The following is a 14,362-nucleotide window of genomic DNA, read 5'->3' as shown; positions in this document are numbered from 1 at the left end:
AGTACGTTGGTAGGCGGGAGAATCAGCGGACGGGTCGATCCAGGAGCCCGTCATGCCGACACCACATTCGAATCCGTCCCCGCGTTCGCGGTGCAATCCGGCCATTCACAAACAGCCGCAGCGCAATCCTGAACGGGCACAACCCCGTTGGGCTCGAACACGCCAGCACAAAAAGGTCTGCAGGCACTGGTGGGGGCGACTGCTGGTAGTGATGATTGTTCTGGTAACGGCACCTATGGGTGCGTTGAACAGGGCCGTCGGCGCAGAGACCGAACGGGACTGCCAGACAGTGTCTTTCAGTGTGCCGAGCGGCACCATCGCCGGATCGTTATGCCTACCAGCCGGAGACGCAAAGGCGGTCATGGTCCTGACATCGGGATCCGCCGCGAACGCCGTCTACTGGGACTTCTCGTATCAACCCGAGGTCTACTCGTTCGCCCTGGCCTTGAACTCCGCAGGCTATGCGACGCTGGCCCTGGACCGCCCGGGCAACGGACGGTCCTCGACACCCCCGTTCCGGACGGTCACCGCGTCTAACGATGCGGCAGGAGTCCACACCGCGGTGGCAGGCCCTGAGACGCGCCCTACCGGGCGTCGACCCGTTCGAGAAGGTCGTCCTCGGGGCAACGCCCTCGGATCCGGGGTCAGCGTGCTCGAGGCGGCCACCTACCACGATGTCGACGGCGTGCTACTCACCGGATACTCACACTCCATCGACCCGCTCGTCGCACTCGACTCGGCCAAAACGTTTCGCCACGCCCCAGACGATCCCGCGTTCAGGAGATCCGAACCTGGCTGGCTGACCGTGGCATTCGACACCCCCGAAGCAGCCCGCAACTTCTTCGGCCCACACGATGACCCCGGGGTGATCGAGATGTCCGAGAAGACCAAGGACCGGTTCTCGCTGACCGAGTGGCCGGACGGACTCGTAGCCACGCTGCCCGGCGCCACCTCCCGCATCAGCGTGCCGGTACTGCTGGCAGCAGTCAGCCAAGATCGGCTGGGCTGCGGTGCGATATGCCGCGACGCAGCCACCCTCTACGCCGCCGAATCCCAGTTCTACAGCCCCGCCTCCCAGCTGCGCACCTACGTCCTCGAAGACGGCGGGGACATGATCAATCTCTCCCCGGGTGCCCCTGAATATCAAGCGGCCGTACGGGACTGGATGGATTCCATGATCAACTGACGAGCCCATCGGAGGTCGTGCAGGCCCTGGTTCGTTGATCAGGAAAGGTCGGCGGCGCGGATGTCGGTACGCTGGTGGACGGGAGAATCAGGTGGATGGGTCGATGAGGAGATCCGTCATGCCGAATCCAGGATCGAAACCGAAACCGTCACCGCGTCCGCCCCGGCACCTCGAAGCGTCCGAACGCCTGGAACGAAACCGTGAACGTGTGGAAAAACGCCGGGCTCGGGCTCGGCAACGCGAAAAGGCGATCACCGCCGCGGTGAAGCAGTACGTCGCAGCATGGGTCGCCATCGACGAGTGCGAGAGTAAGCGCGATCGCGACCTCGAGACCTACCGGCAGCAGATGCAGCAGCTGAAAACCGGCGCTGAGGAGGAACTGGCCGGATACCGCGGCGAGCAGGCCGCCGCCGCAGCCGCCCTCCGCGAGGAAGGCCAAAGCGACGACGATGTTGCCGAACTGCTGGAAATTACCCCACGGCAAGCGCGGCAACTGATCGCCGCTGCCCGAAATGCTAACCACGAGAGTGGCCCATCCGGCAGCCCTGGCCAGGCCACACCGGAAATCAAATCCTTGAGCCGAACGAGCGCCGACCCATCTGCCGAATCAAGCAGCGATATCGAGCCGACGCAAGGACAGTCGGGAAGTCACTGAACAAGGTCAAGCGTCCAGACAGGTGAACCCGTCGGGATCGTTGGCTGCTGGAGAGGCCGTTCACGCATTTACGTAGTCTCCGGCGTCCCAGACGAACCAGCGAAAATGCTCTGGAATGAAGGCTTGCCGAGCCGGGATGTTCGGTGCCGGTGACGACGGCCAGAACACCCTGCCGCGCTGATGGCAATAGAACCCCGAACTCCACACCGCGTGGGCGGCCCGGCGTCCCCGTGAGATGCGGTTATTGAAGCGAGTCCTGCCGATTGCGAGGCAGAACGCCACGGCCGACGGCATGGCCAGCGCGCCGAGCAGGAATACCGCCGCGAAGAGAGTCGAGAGCAACCCGACGTCGTCGGGTTGCAGAATGGCAAGTGTGATCGGGACTATCGCGAGGAGATCCGGGACGAGTAGCAGTAGTCCGATCACCGCTAGCCGCCCTACCGGTCGTTGCGATGGAGCGAGAGACAGACTCTGTGCGAGTGCGGTTGTGTGCGTGCGTTCGACTGTCGTCGTCCCCATGATCGGTACCAATCCGGCCGAGGTGACTCCCACTCCTGTGGTGAAGTTGGTGCCGTAGCTGGCGGATACCCCTTCGGCGTGCGCCGCTGGAACACTCTGGACGCCATGATCGTGGCCGCAGAGGGGGCACGAGATGTCGATCTCCATACGAGCACCCCTCTCCCGAGCCGCAGGTTGGCTCGGATCATGTGTGGCGATGGCGGGTTCTGCGATGCGAAGCGGTGAATCTTTGTGATATGTATCGCAACCTCGGCTCGCTTACCGATGGCGCAGGCCTCGGACTTGCCTGTCGGGGCGGCGGTGCCATAGCTACGCATGTGCAGTGCCGAACAGCGGCTTCGTGTCGAGCGAGCAGTTGCAGGCCCGGCATTCGCGAACGCGCGTGCGGCATTCGTCGTCTTCGCTTCTCTAGCACCCCTGCTCTGGCCTGAGCTTCGACAAGATTTTCTTGCCGTTGTGTAGAACTGTGCGCTCACCGATACTACCGTCGTGGTATTCGTGTCGTATCGTGCGGCACCCACACGAGTAGTGGTCGATATGAGTGATCATGCCGCACTCGTCATCATGGTTCTGTTGGTCGGCATCGACGATGCGGCCGCATGGGGCGAGGCAATTGCTCGAGCTACTCGATTTGATCATCATGGCGGTGACAACCTCTTGAACTGGTAGCAGAAGACCGATCCCAAGGGCCACATCGACAACGCTGAGCCGACTCGGCCCTTATGTCGATTGAGTTTAAGCCTATGCGTCGACCTGCTCCGCAAAAATCGTTGGCCGTCGCGTTCTTCTTCCGGTTGGCCAGCTCGAAGCAACGAATCTTGGATGCCAGATCGGGGGGCCCAGGTGCCAAATATCCGGCATGATCGAGTCTCCAATTTTTCTGGGCCACTGCGTCGTGTAGCCACCTTAGACCGTATCTGTACATGAGCCGATTGATCGTCAATTGCTTGACGACCATCGAGTGCATGCCCAACACCTACTTCAACTTGCCGACCTCCAAGCGGCCGACATCTGAGGTGGAGTTGTAGCAGCGACTGATCATAGGCCGGTGATGATCGGGCGCATCAGTTCGAATGCGGCGAGGGTGCAGAAGGACGGAGTGGTTGCTTCGAGGGGGGACGGTTCCTGTCGATGAGGTCATGGCGAGGGTAGTTGACCAATGGACCGAATACGCCGAACACGGTCAGCACCCCTGCGACGAGCTGAGTCGGACTGCGGCGATCATGACCGAGATTCCGGCTGCACGTGCGGCTGCCAGTTGCTTTCTTCAGTTCCGCGACGTGCATGTGTGACATCGGTAAGAAGTTCATGACCTCTCAGCTTGGAGGGGCGTATCAACCGTTGAGGGTGCTTCGAGGTCCGGACCTCGTCCTCCGCGATCCAAAAAAAATTGGATTCGGTTGCCATGAATAGTTTGGCTCGCAAAGTCCTGCACGAATTGGACTGTCAGACCTGTGTGTCTTGCCGCCCAGCCACAGCGGAAAGAACCGCCAACTCGCGTGGGGAGATACGACCAGCAACGAAGGTATTCTCAGTAGCCATCAGCCGGTTTGGATCTGCGTGAGCAGTGTGAACTAGCGATCTATTGCCCTGCCCTGTCCTTCGTGTGGTGTGAGAGGTTGGCGACCTGATTGGCACGTGCCAAAGTCGCAATGGTCGGCCACCGTACTGCCGGACCTGCGGGCGATCTGATGACATCGTCTCGTACGGGGGGCCTACAAAGATATCTGGCGGCGTGCCCCTGCCATCGGGATCGGCCGCAGTCACGGTAAAGCAGCCGAATCAGACCAGGAGATCGTCGTCCGAGAAGCCTTCAAACTATTTTGCGAGATCTGAATTTTCTAGGAAGGTAGTACTATGTCGCGCACCGTTTTTCTGTTCCCGGGCCTCGGAGGGTATATCCCCGGTGCACTCGCGAAGCTCGCGATTGATCATCCGGCCGTGAACGAGATGCTGGCCCCGATAGATCGGGCCGCACGAGACTACGGACTGGAACCGCTTACCGCTTTGCTCACCGATCCGAACGGCCCAGAAATCGAGGACCTCGCCCAGACCCCGACATTATTGCACTTGGCAGCGTTAGGGATCGGTGTCAGTGTGCATGCCATATTGCGGGCCGAGGGCGTCGGGTGCGATCTGGTCTTGGGGCATAGCACTGGTGAAATAGCCGCGTTGGCGGCAGCTGGATGCCTGAGCGTCTACGATGCGGCCCGGGTGTTATGCGAACGGGAAAAGGCCCTGGCCGAGGTCGATCCCGGTGGCGGGCTGGTGGCGTTGCAGGTCGGGGCGGTGCGCGCGGAGCAGTTGGTGGGTGCGGTCGGAGATTGGACGCTGGAGCTCTCGTTGTTCAACGCACCCAGACAGACGGTGGTGTCGGGACGGACCGAGGGTTTGTCGAAGTTGGAGGCCGTGGCACGGGCGGCGGGCATACAGGCCACCCGATTGCTGGTGAAGTACCCGCACCACAGTTCGCTGCTGGCTCCGGCGGCCCACCGCGTGGCCGACGCCACCAGCGGCTACCGACTGAATCGACCACAGTGCAGGGTGTACTCGCCGCTGCGGGAGCGCTATGTGCGTGATGTCGACGACGTCCGACAGATCATCGACTTTCATCTCTCCGATCCTGTGCACTACTTCGAGGCGATCAGTCGGCTGCATGCGGTCGATGAAGTCGACTGGTTCGTCGAAGCAGGCGCGCGGTCGATTCTGACCGACCTCGCTGTGTTGGCCTTACCAGCGGGTGTGCGAGTCAACGCGCCCTTGCGTTCACCGGTCGGCCTGCGAGAGTTGCTGGAAGCGCTGGATTCGCCGGCAGCCCCGCCCTCGGTGGCCGTCCCGCGCGAGGTGGTCAGCGTTGCCCCCGCTCCGCAGCCCGCGCCAGCTCCGCAGCTCGCGCCAGCTCCGCAGCTCGCGCCGCCGCCGGCGCCAGCTCCCCAGCCCGTGCCGCAGGCACCGTCGGGATCAGCTCTTCCCGGACAGCCGGAGTTGCTGGCCGAGCTACAGCAACTGTTCGCTGAAGCGCTCGGGTACCCGCCGGATGTGTTCACCGATGACGCCCACCTGGAGGCAGATCTGGGTATCGCCTCGGTGCGCAAAACCGAGCTTCTCGTCAAGATGCTGGACCGCTACGCCCTGCCGACGCCGACCAGTGAAATGCGCATCCGCGATTACAACACCCTGCCGAAGCTGGCCGAGTTGATCTATCGACTTGCCGGAATCCCCACTCCCGGTGCCGTCTGATCAACCCCCGTTCGGTGCGCCATACGAAAGAAAGTCGATTCATGATCCAGGATTTCGCAGGCAAGGTGGTACTGGTCACCGGGGGCGGCAGAGGTATCGGCCGGGCCATCGTCGAGGCATTCGCCCGCCGTGGTGCCCACGTGATCGTCAACTATTTTCACTCCCACCAATTGGCCCACGATACCGCCGCCGAGATAACTGCCGCAGGTGGATCGGTGGAGTTGCTGCGCGCCTCGGTCGGTAAACGCGCGAGTGTGGAGTCGATGTTCGACAGCGTCCGTGAGCGGCACGGCCGGCTCGATGTCCTGGTCAACAATGCCGTCTACGGGGTGCTCGGGGCGTTGGAAGAACTCGATGACGAGGACTGGTCGAGAGGGTTGGAAGTCAATCTGCACGGGAGTGCGCTGGTGTGTGGAGGCGGCGGTGCCACTGCTGGAGGCCGCCGGACAGGGCGCCATCGTCAACCTCTCGTCGACGCCGGCCGATTTCGTGTTGGGTCGCTACGCGGCGGTGGGTGTGTCCAAAGCGGCGCAGGATGCCCTGACCCGTTATCTGGCGGTGGACTTGGGGCCGGCGAACATCCGGGTCAACACGGTGTCGGCGAGTCTGGTCGATAACTACGCATTGGATTACTGGACCGACGCTGCGCAGCGGCGACAGATCGCCGTCGCCGGGACCCCGCTGGGGATGATGCCAAGCGACGACGACGTTGCCGAGGCGGTAGTTTTCCTGGCGTCGCCCTCGGCCAAGTGCATATCCGGTACCAAACTCGTAGTCGACGGTGGCATGTCGCTGAGGCTGGCGGGCTTGCCGCAACAGCCAGGACGCCCGGCATGGACTAGAGGTCTGTCCTCGCGCCCGCACTCCACCGCATCGGATCGCGCGGTGGCGGTGGTCGGGATGGGAGTGGTATTGCCTGGGGCCAACACTCCGGAAGAATTCTGGGGTGTGCTCAGCCAGGAACATAACACCTTCGGCGAGCCCGAATCATTCGATCTCGCCCCATGGTTCTCCGACGATCACACCGCTGAGGACAAGACCTACGTCCGGACCGCGGGATTCATCCGGAACTTCATTCCCCATCCGGCGCTGGCTATCGAACTCGAGCAAGGCCGCTGGTCCCACGACGATCACACGACAGTGTTGTTGCGGCACTGCCTGCTGCAGGCGCGCGACACGATGACGCACACTGCGGCCGATCGCTATGGCTGCTATGTCGGGTCGTGGTCGGGTGGCAGCTTGGCCATGGAAGAGTCGATCCTCGCCGCAGCGGGCGCGGCGGGCACCGCTAACCGTCACCGCGAGCGTGTGCAGGCGCTGCTCGCGGAGCACTATCCACACTCACTGGCCCGTCCCCGGGTGGCGTTCCCAGACATGATGGTACGCAACGCATTTGCCGATCTACTTCCGCCTGACAGCGACTGGCTCGCCCCGGACACCGCGTGCTCGTCATCGTTGTACGCCATCGATCTGGCGGTTAAAAGCCTGCTGGCCGACGATTGCGATATCGCATTCTGCGGTGGCGCGAACATCACTACCCGCCGCGACCTCGTCCTGTTCGCCAAGCTGAAGGGGCTCTCACCGAACGGTGAGATTCGGGCGTTCGACGCCAATTCCCAAGGAGTGCTGTTCTCCGACGCCGCGGCGATGCTCGCTCTCAAACGGCTGGACCGAGCGGTGGCCGACGGCGACGAGATCCTCGGCGTTCTTGCTGGTTTCGGTGGATCGACCGACGGGCAGGGCAGCACTGTGGCGCCCGACGTTCTCGGGCAAAGACTCGCCTTCGAGAGGGCTCGGACGGTCAACACCACAGATGCGTCCGCGGTGGACTGGATTGTCGCCCACGGCACCGGAACTCCGATCGGTGACCTCATCGAACTGCAGACCATGACCGAACTCGCCGGGGATCGAGGCCTGTTGGCCACCTCCAACAAGCCGCTGGTCGGTCACGCCGGTTGGGCGGCGGGGGCGGTGTCGGTAGTGCATGCCCTGCTGGCGTTGCGCAACGAAACCATCCCGGGGGAGCGCTACCTCACCGCACTGCCCGCGGATGCACCTGTCGGAAACGTGAGAGTGCCGGTCGAGGAAACGCCGTGGCCCGCTCGACCCGAACGGTCCCGTGTCGCCGGGGTGACCGGGTTCGGTCTGGGTGGCACCAACGCCCACCTGCTGGTACGAGATTTGGGCGGCAACCCTCCGGCGGCTAATCCGCCAACAGGCACAGACGACATCGTTGTTGTCGGCTGGCGCGCGCACCTGCCCGGAACGCCGGATCCCGACAGGGTGCGGCACTGGTTGCGTACAGGATCGGACGGTCCGCAGCGTTCGTTCGGCGAGCAGTATCCGCTGCCACCGTTCCGGGAACTGCGAATGCCTCCCGTAGCCGCGCGCACGATCGACCGCACCCAGCTGATGGCCGTAGCCGTCGTCGATCAGTTCGTTGCCGAGCACGGCGAGCTATGGGAACGCCATCGAGACCGAACCGGTGTGATCACCGGGCACATGGGACCCACCCGCTCGATGGTCGAGTACACGATCCGCGCGGGGGCAACCGACCTGGTGCAAACGCTGTCCCAGGACAACGGTGCTGATCTCGACGATACCGAAACCTTGCTCGCATACCTCGCCGAGTTGACCACCCGGCTACCCGCGTCCAATGAGGAGTCGATCCCCGGGCAGCAGCCCAACATCATCTCCGCACGGGTGGCCAACCGATTCCACCTGCATGGAATGACCATGGCCTTGGAGTCCGGGCACTCCTCCACCCAGGCAGCATTGCACGTAGCCGGCCGATACTTGGCCACCGGTGAACTGGACGTGGCATTGGTGCTGGGCATCAACGGCAACAGCACTCCCGTCATGGCGCAGCTGACCGGCATCCCCCACGAACAATTGGCCGAGGGCGCCGTGCTGCTGGCGCTGACCCGCAAATCGCTGGCCACCGAACAAGGCTGGCCAATACTGGCCCGGATACACACCAGCGCTCACCGACCGGATCAACCGCGCCGCACACCGGAGACCTGGTGGGGCAAACGCGACGGCGAGCCGAGCTACCTCGGTGCAGACGGCGCACTGGCCGTGCTCCGAGCATTGGAATCGGGCCTGGCAGAGGTAGACATCGACAGCCCCGACTCCGGACCTCATGTCACGGTCTATCCGACCACCGTCGCGGTGTCGCCGTCATCGACGTCCCCACCGCGATCGGTGGCTGTGCTGCGCCGTCGCAACGCCATCCCCACCAGCGCTCCGCTGCCCGCCATCCCTCGGTCCGGGATAGTGCTGACCGACTCGGCTGCGCTGGCCGCGGCGCTGGCCCACGCCGCCAACGAGGCCGGGGCAGTGGTGTTGTGCACCGATCCAGCCGCCGCAGGCACGAGTGCGATCGTGGTCGGCACGCTGATCGATGAGACCGCCGCCGAGACGGTCCTCGCTCACCTGGAGGGCGCGTCCCCGAACCTGCGGCTGGTGGCGAGTATTCGCGACACTGCGGAGCAGTGGCCCGCCCCGCCGGCTCCCGCGCTGGTCGCATTGCAAGAGTGGGCGCTGCTGGTGATCAAACGGTTGGGCGAGCGGGTGCAAACCGGCTCGGTCGCCGCACTGCTGCTGGATCCCTTGGCCGGACACACTATTCACCCCCACCTGACCCTGTTGACCGGATTCCTTCGCAGCCTGGCTCTGGAGCTCCCGTGTCGCACTTTCGCCGTGGTCACCGACGCCACGCTGGAAGCGGGCTTGGACCAGCTCACCGCGGAGTCCACTGCCCAGCGGGACCGATCGATCGTGCTGTACCGCAGTGGGTTGCGCTATGTCGAGCAGACCTGCCCTGCACCGTTGCCCCCGGCAGGCCTCGGCCGCACGCTGGCGGTGGATAGGGACTCCGTTGTCGTGGCCACGGGCGGCGGCCGCGGCGTCACCTCCGTGGTGCTCACCGCACTGGCAAAACAGTCACGACCCACTCTGTGGCTGCTGGGCACCACAGCGCTGGACAACCTCCCGACCCAGTTGCTGGACACACCCGACGACGGCCTCACTGCCGCGCGCACTGCCTACCTCGCCGCGCAGCGCGCTGCGGGCGGCGACAGTATCGCCGAACTCAACCGCCAGTTCGACGCACTGCTACGTGTCAGGGAAATCACCGTGACCCTGCGGCGCTTGCGTCAACTCTGTGGCCCTGACCGGGTGCACTACTTGGTCTGTGATGTCGGTGACCGAGAGCAGGTCCAATTGGCCGCGAAAACCATCGGGGCCGACGGCGCTCGGGTGGACCTGCTCATCCACGGTGCCGGGCGGATCCGCTCCGCGGCCGTGGCGGGCAAGTCGCTGGCCGAGTTCCGGGAAGTGTGCGCCGCCAAAGTTATCGGCTACCACAACCTCAAAGACGCCTTCACTGATCCGCCGCCCCGACAATGGTGCAACTTCAGCTCGGTCAGCGGTCTGTTCGGGTGCGCAGGCGACACCGACTACTCTCCGGCCAACGAATATCTGGCCGCCGCCTCGCGTTACGAGAACCTGGCGCACAACACTGGAGAATTCACTATCGGCTGGGGCCTGTGGTCGCAAACCGGCATGGCGCACGACGAGATCGACCACCTCTCGCGCCAATACGGCATCACCGGGGTCGGCAACGATGAGGGTGCTCGACTGTTCCTCGCCGAGCTGGCCACCCCTCGACCCCCCGAACCGACCTCGATCTACGGCGTCCACCAAGGCTGGAGTCACGGGCTCGGGCATCGGGGCGATTCCGCCGCCACCACGAGCAGCAATTACGACCGACGCACGACCCTGCTCGGCGATGCGGTGCACCGCAGCAGTAATACCGCGAACTGGACCTGGCAAGCAGAGCCGGATCGCGACGGCTACCTCCGGGAACATTTGATCGATGGACGCGCTTCGGTTCCCGCAGTGATGATGTTGGCGATGGCAGCCGAAGCTGCGGGCGGACTATGCATGGACGCCCAACCGATCGGGTTCACCGACTTCCAGATCCAGGCGCCCATCTTCGCCGATCCGGACGGCAGACCTCCACTGTGCCGGATCCAGGCCGAGATGAGCGGCCCTCAGCGGGTGCGCGTCCGCATCCTGTCCGATATGGTCACCGCCGACGGCCGGATACTGTCCCATGACCGACTGCACTGTCAAACCGACGTCCTGCTCGGAGCGCCACTCGTCGCGCCGCATTGGGCTGGGCGATCCGCACCTCGCGGAGTGCCACTTGCCGACGATGTCTCGATGCGACCCGACATCCCGGTCCAGCTCTCCGGTGTGTGGCGCACGCTCCATGCACTCACCGTCGACGAGAGCGGTGCCTATGCCTGCTGGCTGCCCAGGGCCGAGAGCGACGGTGTCTTCGCGAATCTGCTGATTCCTGCCCTACTGATCGACTCCATGTTCCGGTTACTCATCCGTGAAGGGCCCGCGCGGGTACGCATGATCGTTCCGTTGTCTGTGGACCGTATCGATTTGTACACCGCGGCCACCGACGTGGAACTTGCCCACGAGTACCCCACTGGGTTGGACCTGTACTACGACGAAACATCCGATGAGATCGTCGCGGTGTCGCCGACGAGTCGAGTGCTGATCCGTGTCACCGGGCTGAAGGTCCATACCGTCAAGTCCCTGCCCGTTCCCATCAGCTACCCCTCATGGCACCCATCGCAGAGGAGCTGAGGATGTCGAATCGTCCCTCCGCTGAGGATCGCAGTTTCGAAAGGAAAGACGAGACAATGGAGATCGCAGATATTCTCCAAGAGGTGCGGAAATTCGTCGCGACAGAACTGATGCGAGGAGATGACAGTCTCGACACCTACGTCGAAGCGCCACTTCCGCTCTACCGGAAATTTCGCGACACCGGCCTCGCCAACTGGTGGATCCCGCCGAAGTACGGTGGATTAGGCCGCAATCTCCAGGACAGTGTCGATATCGTTTCCGAACTCGCCTATGGTGACGCAGGAGTGTCGTTCACACTGTTCGCGTCGATATTGGGCTCGACCATGATCTCTCTCTATGGCACGGATGAACTACGTGAACGCTATCTACGGTCGTCGGGAGACGCACGCGGATTCTCCGCGACGCTCGGCAGTGAGCGGGCGGCCGGCAGTGAACTCGCAAAGATCGCTACCACCGCTACCCGGGACGGCGAGGATCTCGTTCTCGATGGGGAGAAATTCTTCGCAACCAACGCCGACTTCGCCGACTTCTTCGTAGTGATCGCCGCCTCCGCCGAAAACTCTCTCCATCAGTTGGCAGTGGTGGTACCTCGGGAGACACCTGGAATTCACATCAGGAAACGTTGGGGGATGATCGGCCTGCGATCGTCGGCCACCTACCAAGTGTCTTTCGAAAACTGCCGTGTGCCATCAAAGAACATGCTTCAAGGACAAGGCGTGTTCCTGCTGGAAATCGCTCTCAATGCAACCCGAATCCTCATTGCAGCGACCGCGATAGGGATCTCGCGGCGTATTCGAGACATCAGCATCGAGTATGCCAGGAGCAAGACATTGCAGGATTCCACACTGTTCGAGCACCCGGTCTTCGCCGGGAAAATCGGGCAGATGGAGATGCAGATCGATGTAATGAGAAACCAATGCCTTGCGGCCGCCGGCGAATTCGACGAGATCATGACAAGGCAGGACGCGGCCGCCGAGTTCCTGCGGCACGGCGCACTGAGATCAGCGCTGACCGCCAAGGTGTTCTGTGGACTGACTGGCTGGGACATCGCTGGCGTTGGATCGCAGATGTTCGGTGGCCTCGGTTACACGAACGAGTCCATCATCGGAAAACTGGTGCGAGACGTCCGTTATGTCTCGATCGTCGAAGGTGGCGAGGATGTACTCCACGAACTGGTTTTCCGTCGCTACGCGACACCGGAATTCAGACGCAGATGAGCAGCGATGTGAGCTTGTATCGCCATAGTTAGGACCACGCGGCGCTTAGCCTGCCCAAATTACGAAAGCAGAACATCCATGACCGCTCTTCAAGAATCGCCCGGCTTGCTTATCCCGAATGCGGCAGGCACGTTTAGTCAGTACAGACTCGAACATGTCGTCACCTTCGGTGAGACCAGCCGGGCAGGGTTCGTATACTATAGGAACCTGATCGATTGGCAAGGCGTGTGCCGCGAACGTTTCGCATTCGACTACATCCCTGAATATATGATGTCATTGAGGAAAGACATCGCGATGCTCACCACATCGGTAACCTGCGAATACGCCGGGGAAGTCTACGAAACGGATCGGATCTCCATCCGGATGTCGATACCCTGGATACGCCTGCACTTCATGGCAGGTGAATTCGAGTACTACCGGATCACCGATGACGGCGAGCAACCGATCGCCAGCGGAATACAGCTATGGGCCAATACCCGTCGAACCGGGGACCCCGATTCCCCCGACTTCGTTCCCGAGCCTTGGACAAGGGAAGTAATCGACGTGTGTACACGCATGGGGACTGACTTGACCCGTGCCTTAGTGAAGTAGCCGGAGAACTGAACCGGGTCAAGGACGGCTTCAGGTCGTGACGTTGGGGCCGAGCCCGAGCCATGACTGCCTCCGCGGGGCGCCGACGGCATGTCATGGCCCCTGTCCCCGTCGGCAGCGCGCAGCCGGTTGGTCGGATCGCTTTCGCATCGAATACGGTAGGTCGACGCGACGGTCGCCTCTAACACTGCAGGGGTCCGGCCGGGCGGGCACTGATGAACTGAGGGCGACTGCGTCATGGTTTGCGACTACTCGAGCACTGTTGTGTGCAGTGAAATCGCGACGGCGGTGGGGGGATGAGCGCCGAAACCCGTGCGTTGGCGGTAGATCTGGACTGGGTCGACTCGGCCGCGGTACTGACCATCGGTGGTGAGGTCGATGCGGCCTCGGCGCCACAGCTACAAGCGGGGATCGAAGCCGCGCTGGCGGCGGAGCCGGTGCTGCTCGTGGTCGACCTGTCGGGCGTGCGGTTCTTCGGTTCCGCGGGGCTCAGCGTGCTGCTACTCGCAGCAGAGGCGGTCGCGAGGATTGCTCTGCGTGTGGTCGCGTCAGCAGAGGTTCGGCGGCCGATCGAGGTGACCGGGCTCGACGGGATACTCGATCTGTTCGACACGCTGCAGGGTGCGCTGACGGCGGGGGAAACTCCGAATATTGCCTGAACTCGCTTCGCTTCCGCGCATGCCTCAAAGACGCGCCCCCGTCCTGGACCCTACTGACCGTGAGCATGGCTGCGCATGCTTGTGCCCAGTATTCTCTAGCGGCAGCACGGCGTCGGCGCAGACGCGGCCTGCCGCGTGCCTGCAGTCGTTGCTACCGATTCGGTCTGCCATGCGTGAAGGGAATCGATGAACGCTCGCCCGTCGCCACCTCCACCACCGCCGAACCCACTCGAGCTCAGCTTCAGTGCCGATGCCGTGCAGCTGGCCACCGTTAGGCGCGCCTTACGAGACTGGCTCAGTCGGACACGGATCACCGCTGATCAGTGCGCGGATGTCCTGCTAGCGGTGGGGGAGGCGTGCACCAACGCAATCGAACACGGGCACCGCCTCGACGGCGGAACCATTCGTTTGCGTTCCTGGATAGTCGGCGATTTCTTGCAGGTCACGGTGAGTGACAGCGGGTGTTGGAAACCAAACGACAACCACGCGGATCCGTTGCGAGGACGCGGGATCCCGCTGATGCGGGCACTGATGGAGTCGATGCGCATGAGCACGAATCGGTCGGGCACTGTGGTCGAGCTCGGCACGGCGATCCGCTCGTAAGACCGTCGGGCTTCGGTCACAGACC

At 63.1% G+C, this 14,362-nt stretch carries 10 protein-coding genes and 1 pseudogene; 10 read left to right on the top strand and 1 reads right to left on the bottom strand.

Going from position 1 to position 14,362, the window contains the following annotated elements:
- Positions 1 to 361 precede the first annotated feature (361 nt).
- Positions 362 to 1,186, top strand: coding sequence for an alpha/beta fold hydrolase (locus tag ACQPW1_RS30110; RefSeq protein WP_433655152.1), 825 nt, complete (start codon positions 362 to 364; stop codon positions 1,184 to 1,186).
- 118 nt (positions 1,187 to 1,304) lie between these two features.
- Positions 1,305 to 1,841: a hypothetical protein gene (locus ACQPW1_RS30105; protein WP_433655151.1), complete on the top strand. Its 537-nt coding sequence runs from the start codon at positions 1,305 to 1,307 to the stop codon at positions 1,839 to 1,841.
- A gap of 60 nt (positions 1,842 to 1,901) precedes the next feature.
- On the opposite strand, the gene ACQPW1_RS30100 is transcribed toward ACQPW1_RS30105, so the two are convergent.
- On the bottom strand, positions 1,902 to 2,267 hold the full coding sequence (locus ACQPW1_RS30100) for a hypothetical protein (RefSeq protein ID WP_433655150.1): 366 nt from the start codon (positions 2,265 to 2,267) through the stop codon (positions 1,902 to 1,904).
- A gap of 630 nt (positions 2,268 to 2,897) precedes the next feature.
- Between ACQPW1_RS30100 and ACQPW1_RS30095 the strand changes: the two genes are divergently transcribed.
- From ACQPW1_RS30095 to ACQPW1_RS30060, 8 genes and pseudogenes are all read left to right on the top strand, one after another.
- Positions 2,898 to 3,029 carry a hypothetical protein gene (locus tag ACQPW1_RS30095; protein ID WP_433655149.1) on the top strand — a complete coding sequence of 44 codons (132 nt, stop codon included), beginning with the start codon at positions 2,898 to 2,900 and terminating at the stop codon, positions 3,027 to 3,029.
- Between the two features lie 1,188 nt (positions 3,030 to 4,217).
- Positions 4,218 to 5,600 (top strand): acyltransferase domain-containing protein, encoded by a 1,383-nt coding sequence (locus tag ACQPW1_RS30090; RefSeq protein ID WP_433655148.1) that lies wholly within the window; start codon positions 4,218 to 4,220, stop codon positions 5,598 to 5,600.
- Between the two features lie 41 nt (positions 5,601 to 5,641).
- Positions 5,642 to 5,953: pseudogene (locus ACQPW1_RS30085) on the top strand (SDR family NAD(P)-dependent oxidoreductase); the annotation flags it as partial.
- A gap of 70 nt (positions 5,954 to 6,023) precedes the next feature.
- On the top strand, positions 6,024 to 11,267 hold the full coding sequence (locus ACQPW1_RS30080) for an SDR family oxidoreductase (protein ID WP_433655147.1): 5,244 nt from the start codon (positions 6,024 to 6,026) through the stop codon (positions 11,265 to 11,267).
- Positions 11,268 to 11,269: 2 nt separating this feature from the next.
- Positions 11,270 to 12,484 carry an acyl-CoA dehydrogenase family protein gene (locus ACQPW1_RS30075; RefSeq protein WP_433655146.1) on the top strand — a complete coding sequence of 405 codons (1,215 nt, stop codon included), beginning with the start codon at positions 11,270 to 11,272 and terminating at the stop codon, positions 12,482 to 12,484.
- 78 nt (positions 12,485 to 12,562) lie between these two features.
- Positions 12,563 to 13,075 carry an acyl-CoA thioesterase gene (locus tag ACQPW1_RS30070; protein WP_433655145.1) on the top strand — a complete coding sequence of 171 codons (513 nt, stop codon included), beginning with the start codon at positions 12,563 to 12,565 and terminating at the stop codon, positions 13,073 to 13,075.
- 296 nt (positions 13,076 to 13,371) lie between these two features.
- Positions 13,372 to 13,734: an STAS domain-containing protein gene (locus ACQPW1_RS30065; RefSeq protein ID WP_433655144.1), complete on the top strand. Its 363-nt coding sequence runs from the start codon at positions 13,372 to 13,374 to the stop codon at positions 13,732 to 13,734.
- 186 nt (positions 13,735 to 13,920) lie between these two features.
- The gene (locus ACQPW1_RS30060; protein ID WP_433655143.1) at positions 13,921 to 14,337 is read left to right on the top strand and encodes an ATP-binding protein; all 417 of its coding nucleotides are present in this window, start codon (positions 13,921 to 13,923) and stop codon (positions 14,335 to 14,337) included.
- Positions 14,338 to 14,362: the final 25 nt, after the last annotated feature.

The sequence above is a fragment of the Nocardia sp. CA-128927 genome, assembly GCF_050955855.1.
Lineage (GTDB): Bacteria > Actinomycetota > Actinomycetes > Mycobacteriales > Mycobacteriaceae > Nocardia.
Note: the sequence above shows the minus strand (reverse complement) of the source record. Positions and strands in the feature narration are given on the sequence as shown.

Coding starts and splice junctions, on each gene's coding strand:
- ACQPW1_RS30065 (WP_433655144.1), top strand. CDS start 13,372: ATGAGCGCCGAAACCCGTGCGTTGGCGGTAGATCTGGACTGGGTCGAC.
- ACQPW1_RS30060 (WP_433655143.1), top strand. CDS start 13,921: ATGAACGCTCGCCCGTCGCCACCTCCACCACCGCCGAACCCACTCGAG.
- ACQPW1_RS30105 (WP_433655151.1), top strand. CDS start 1,305: ATGCCGAATCCAGGATCGAAACCGAAACCGTCACCGCGTCCGCCCCGG.
- ACQPW1_RS30095 (WP_433655149.1), top strand. CDS start 2,898: ATGAGTGATCATGCCGCACTCGTCATCATGGTTCTGTTGGTCGGCATC.
- ACQPW1_RS30070 (WP_433655145.1), top strand. CDS start 12,563: ATGACCGCTCTTCAAGAATCGCCCGGCTTGCTTATCCCGAATGCGGCA.
- ACQPW1_RS30090 (WP_433655148.1), top strand. CDS start 4,218: ATGTCGCGCACCGTTTTTCTGTTCCCGGGCCTCGGAGGGTATATCCCC.
- ACQPW1_RS30075 (WP_433655146.1), top strand. CDS start 11,270: ATGTCGAATCGTCCCTCCGCTGAGGATCGCAGTTTCGAAAGGAAAGAC.
- ACQPW1_RS30110 (WP_433655152.1), top strand. CDS start 362: ATGGTCCTGACATCGGGATCCGCCGCGAACGCCGTCTACTGGGACTTC.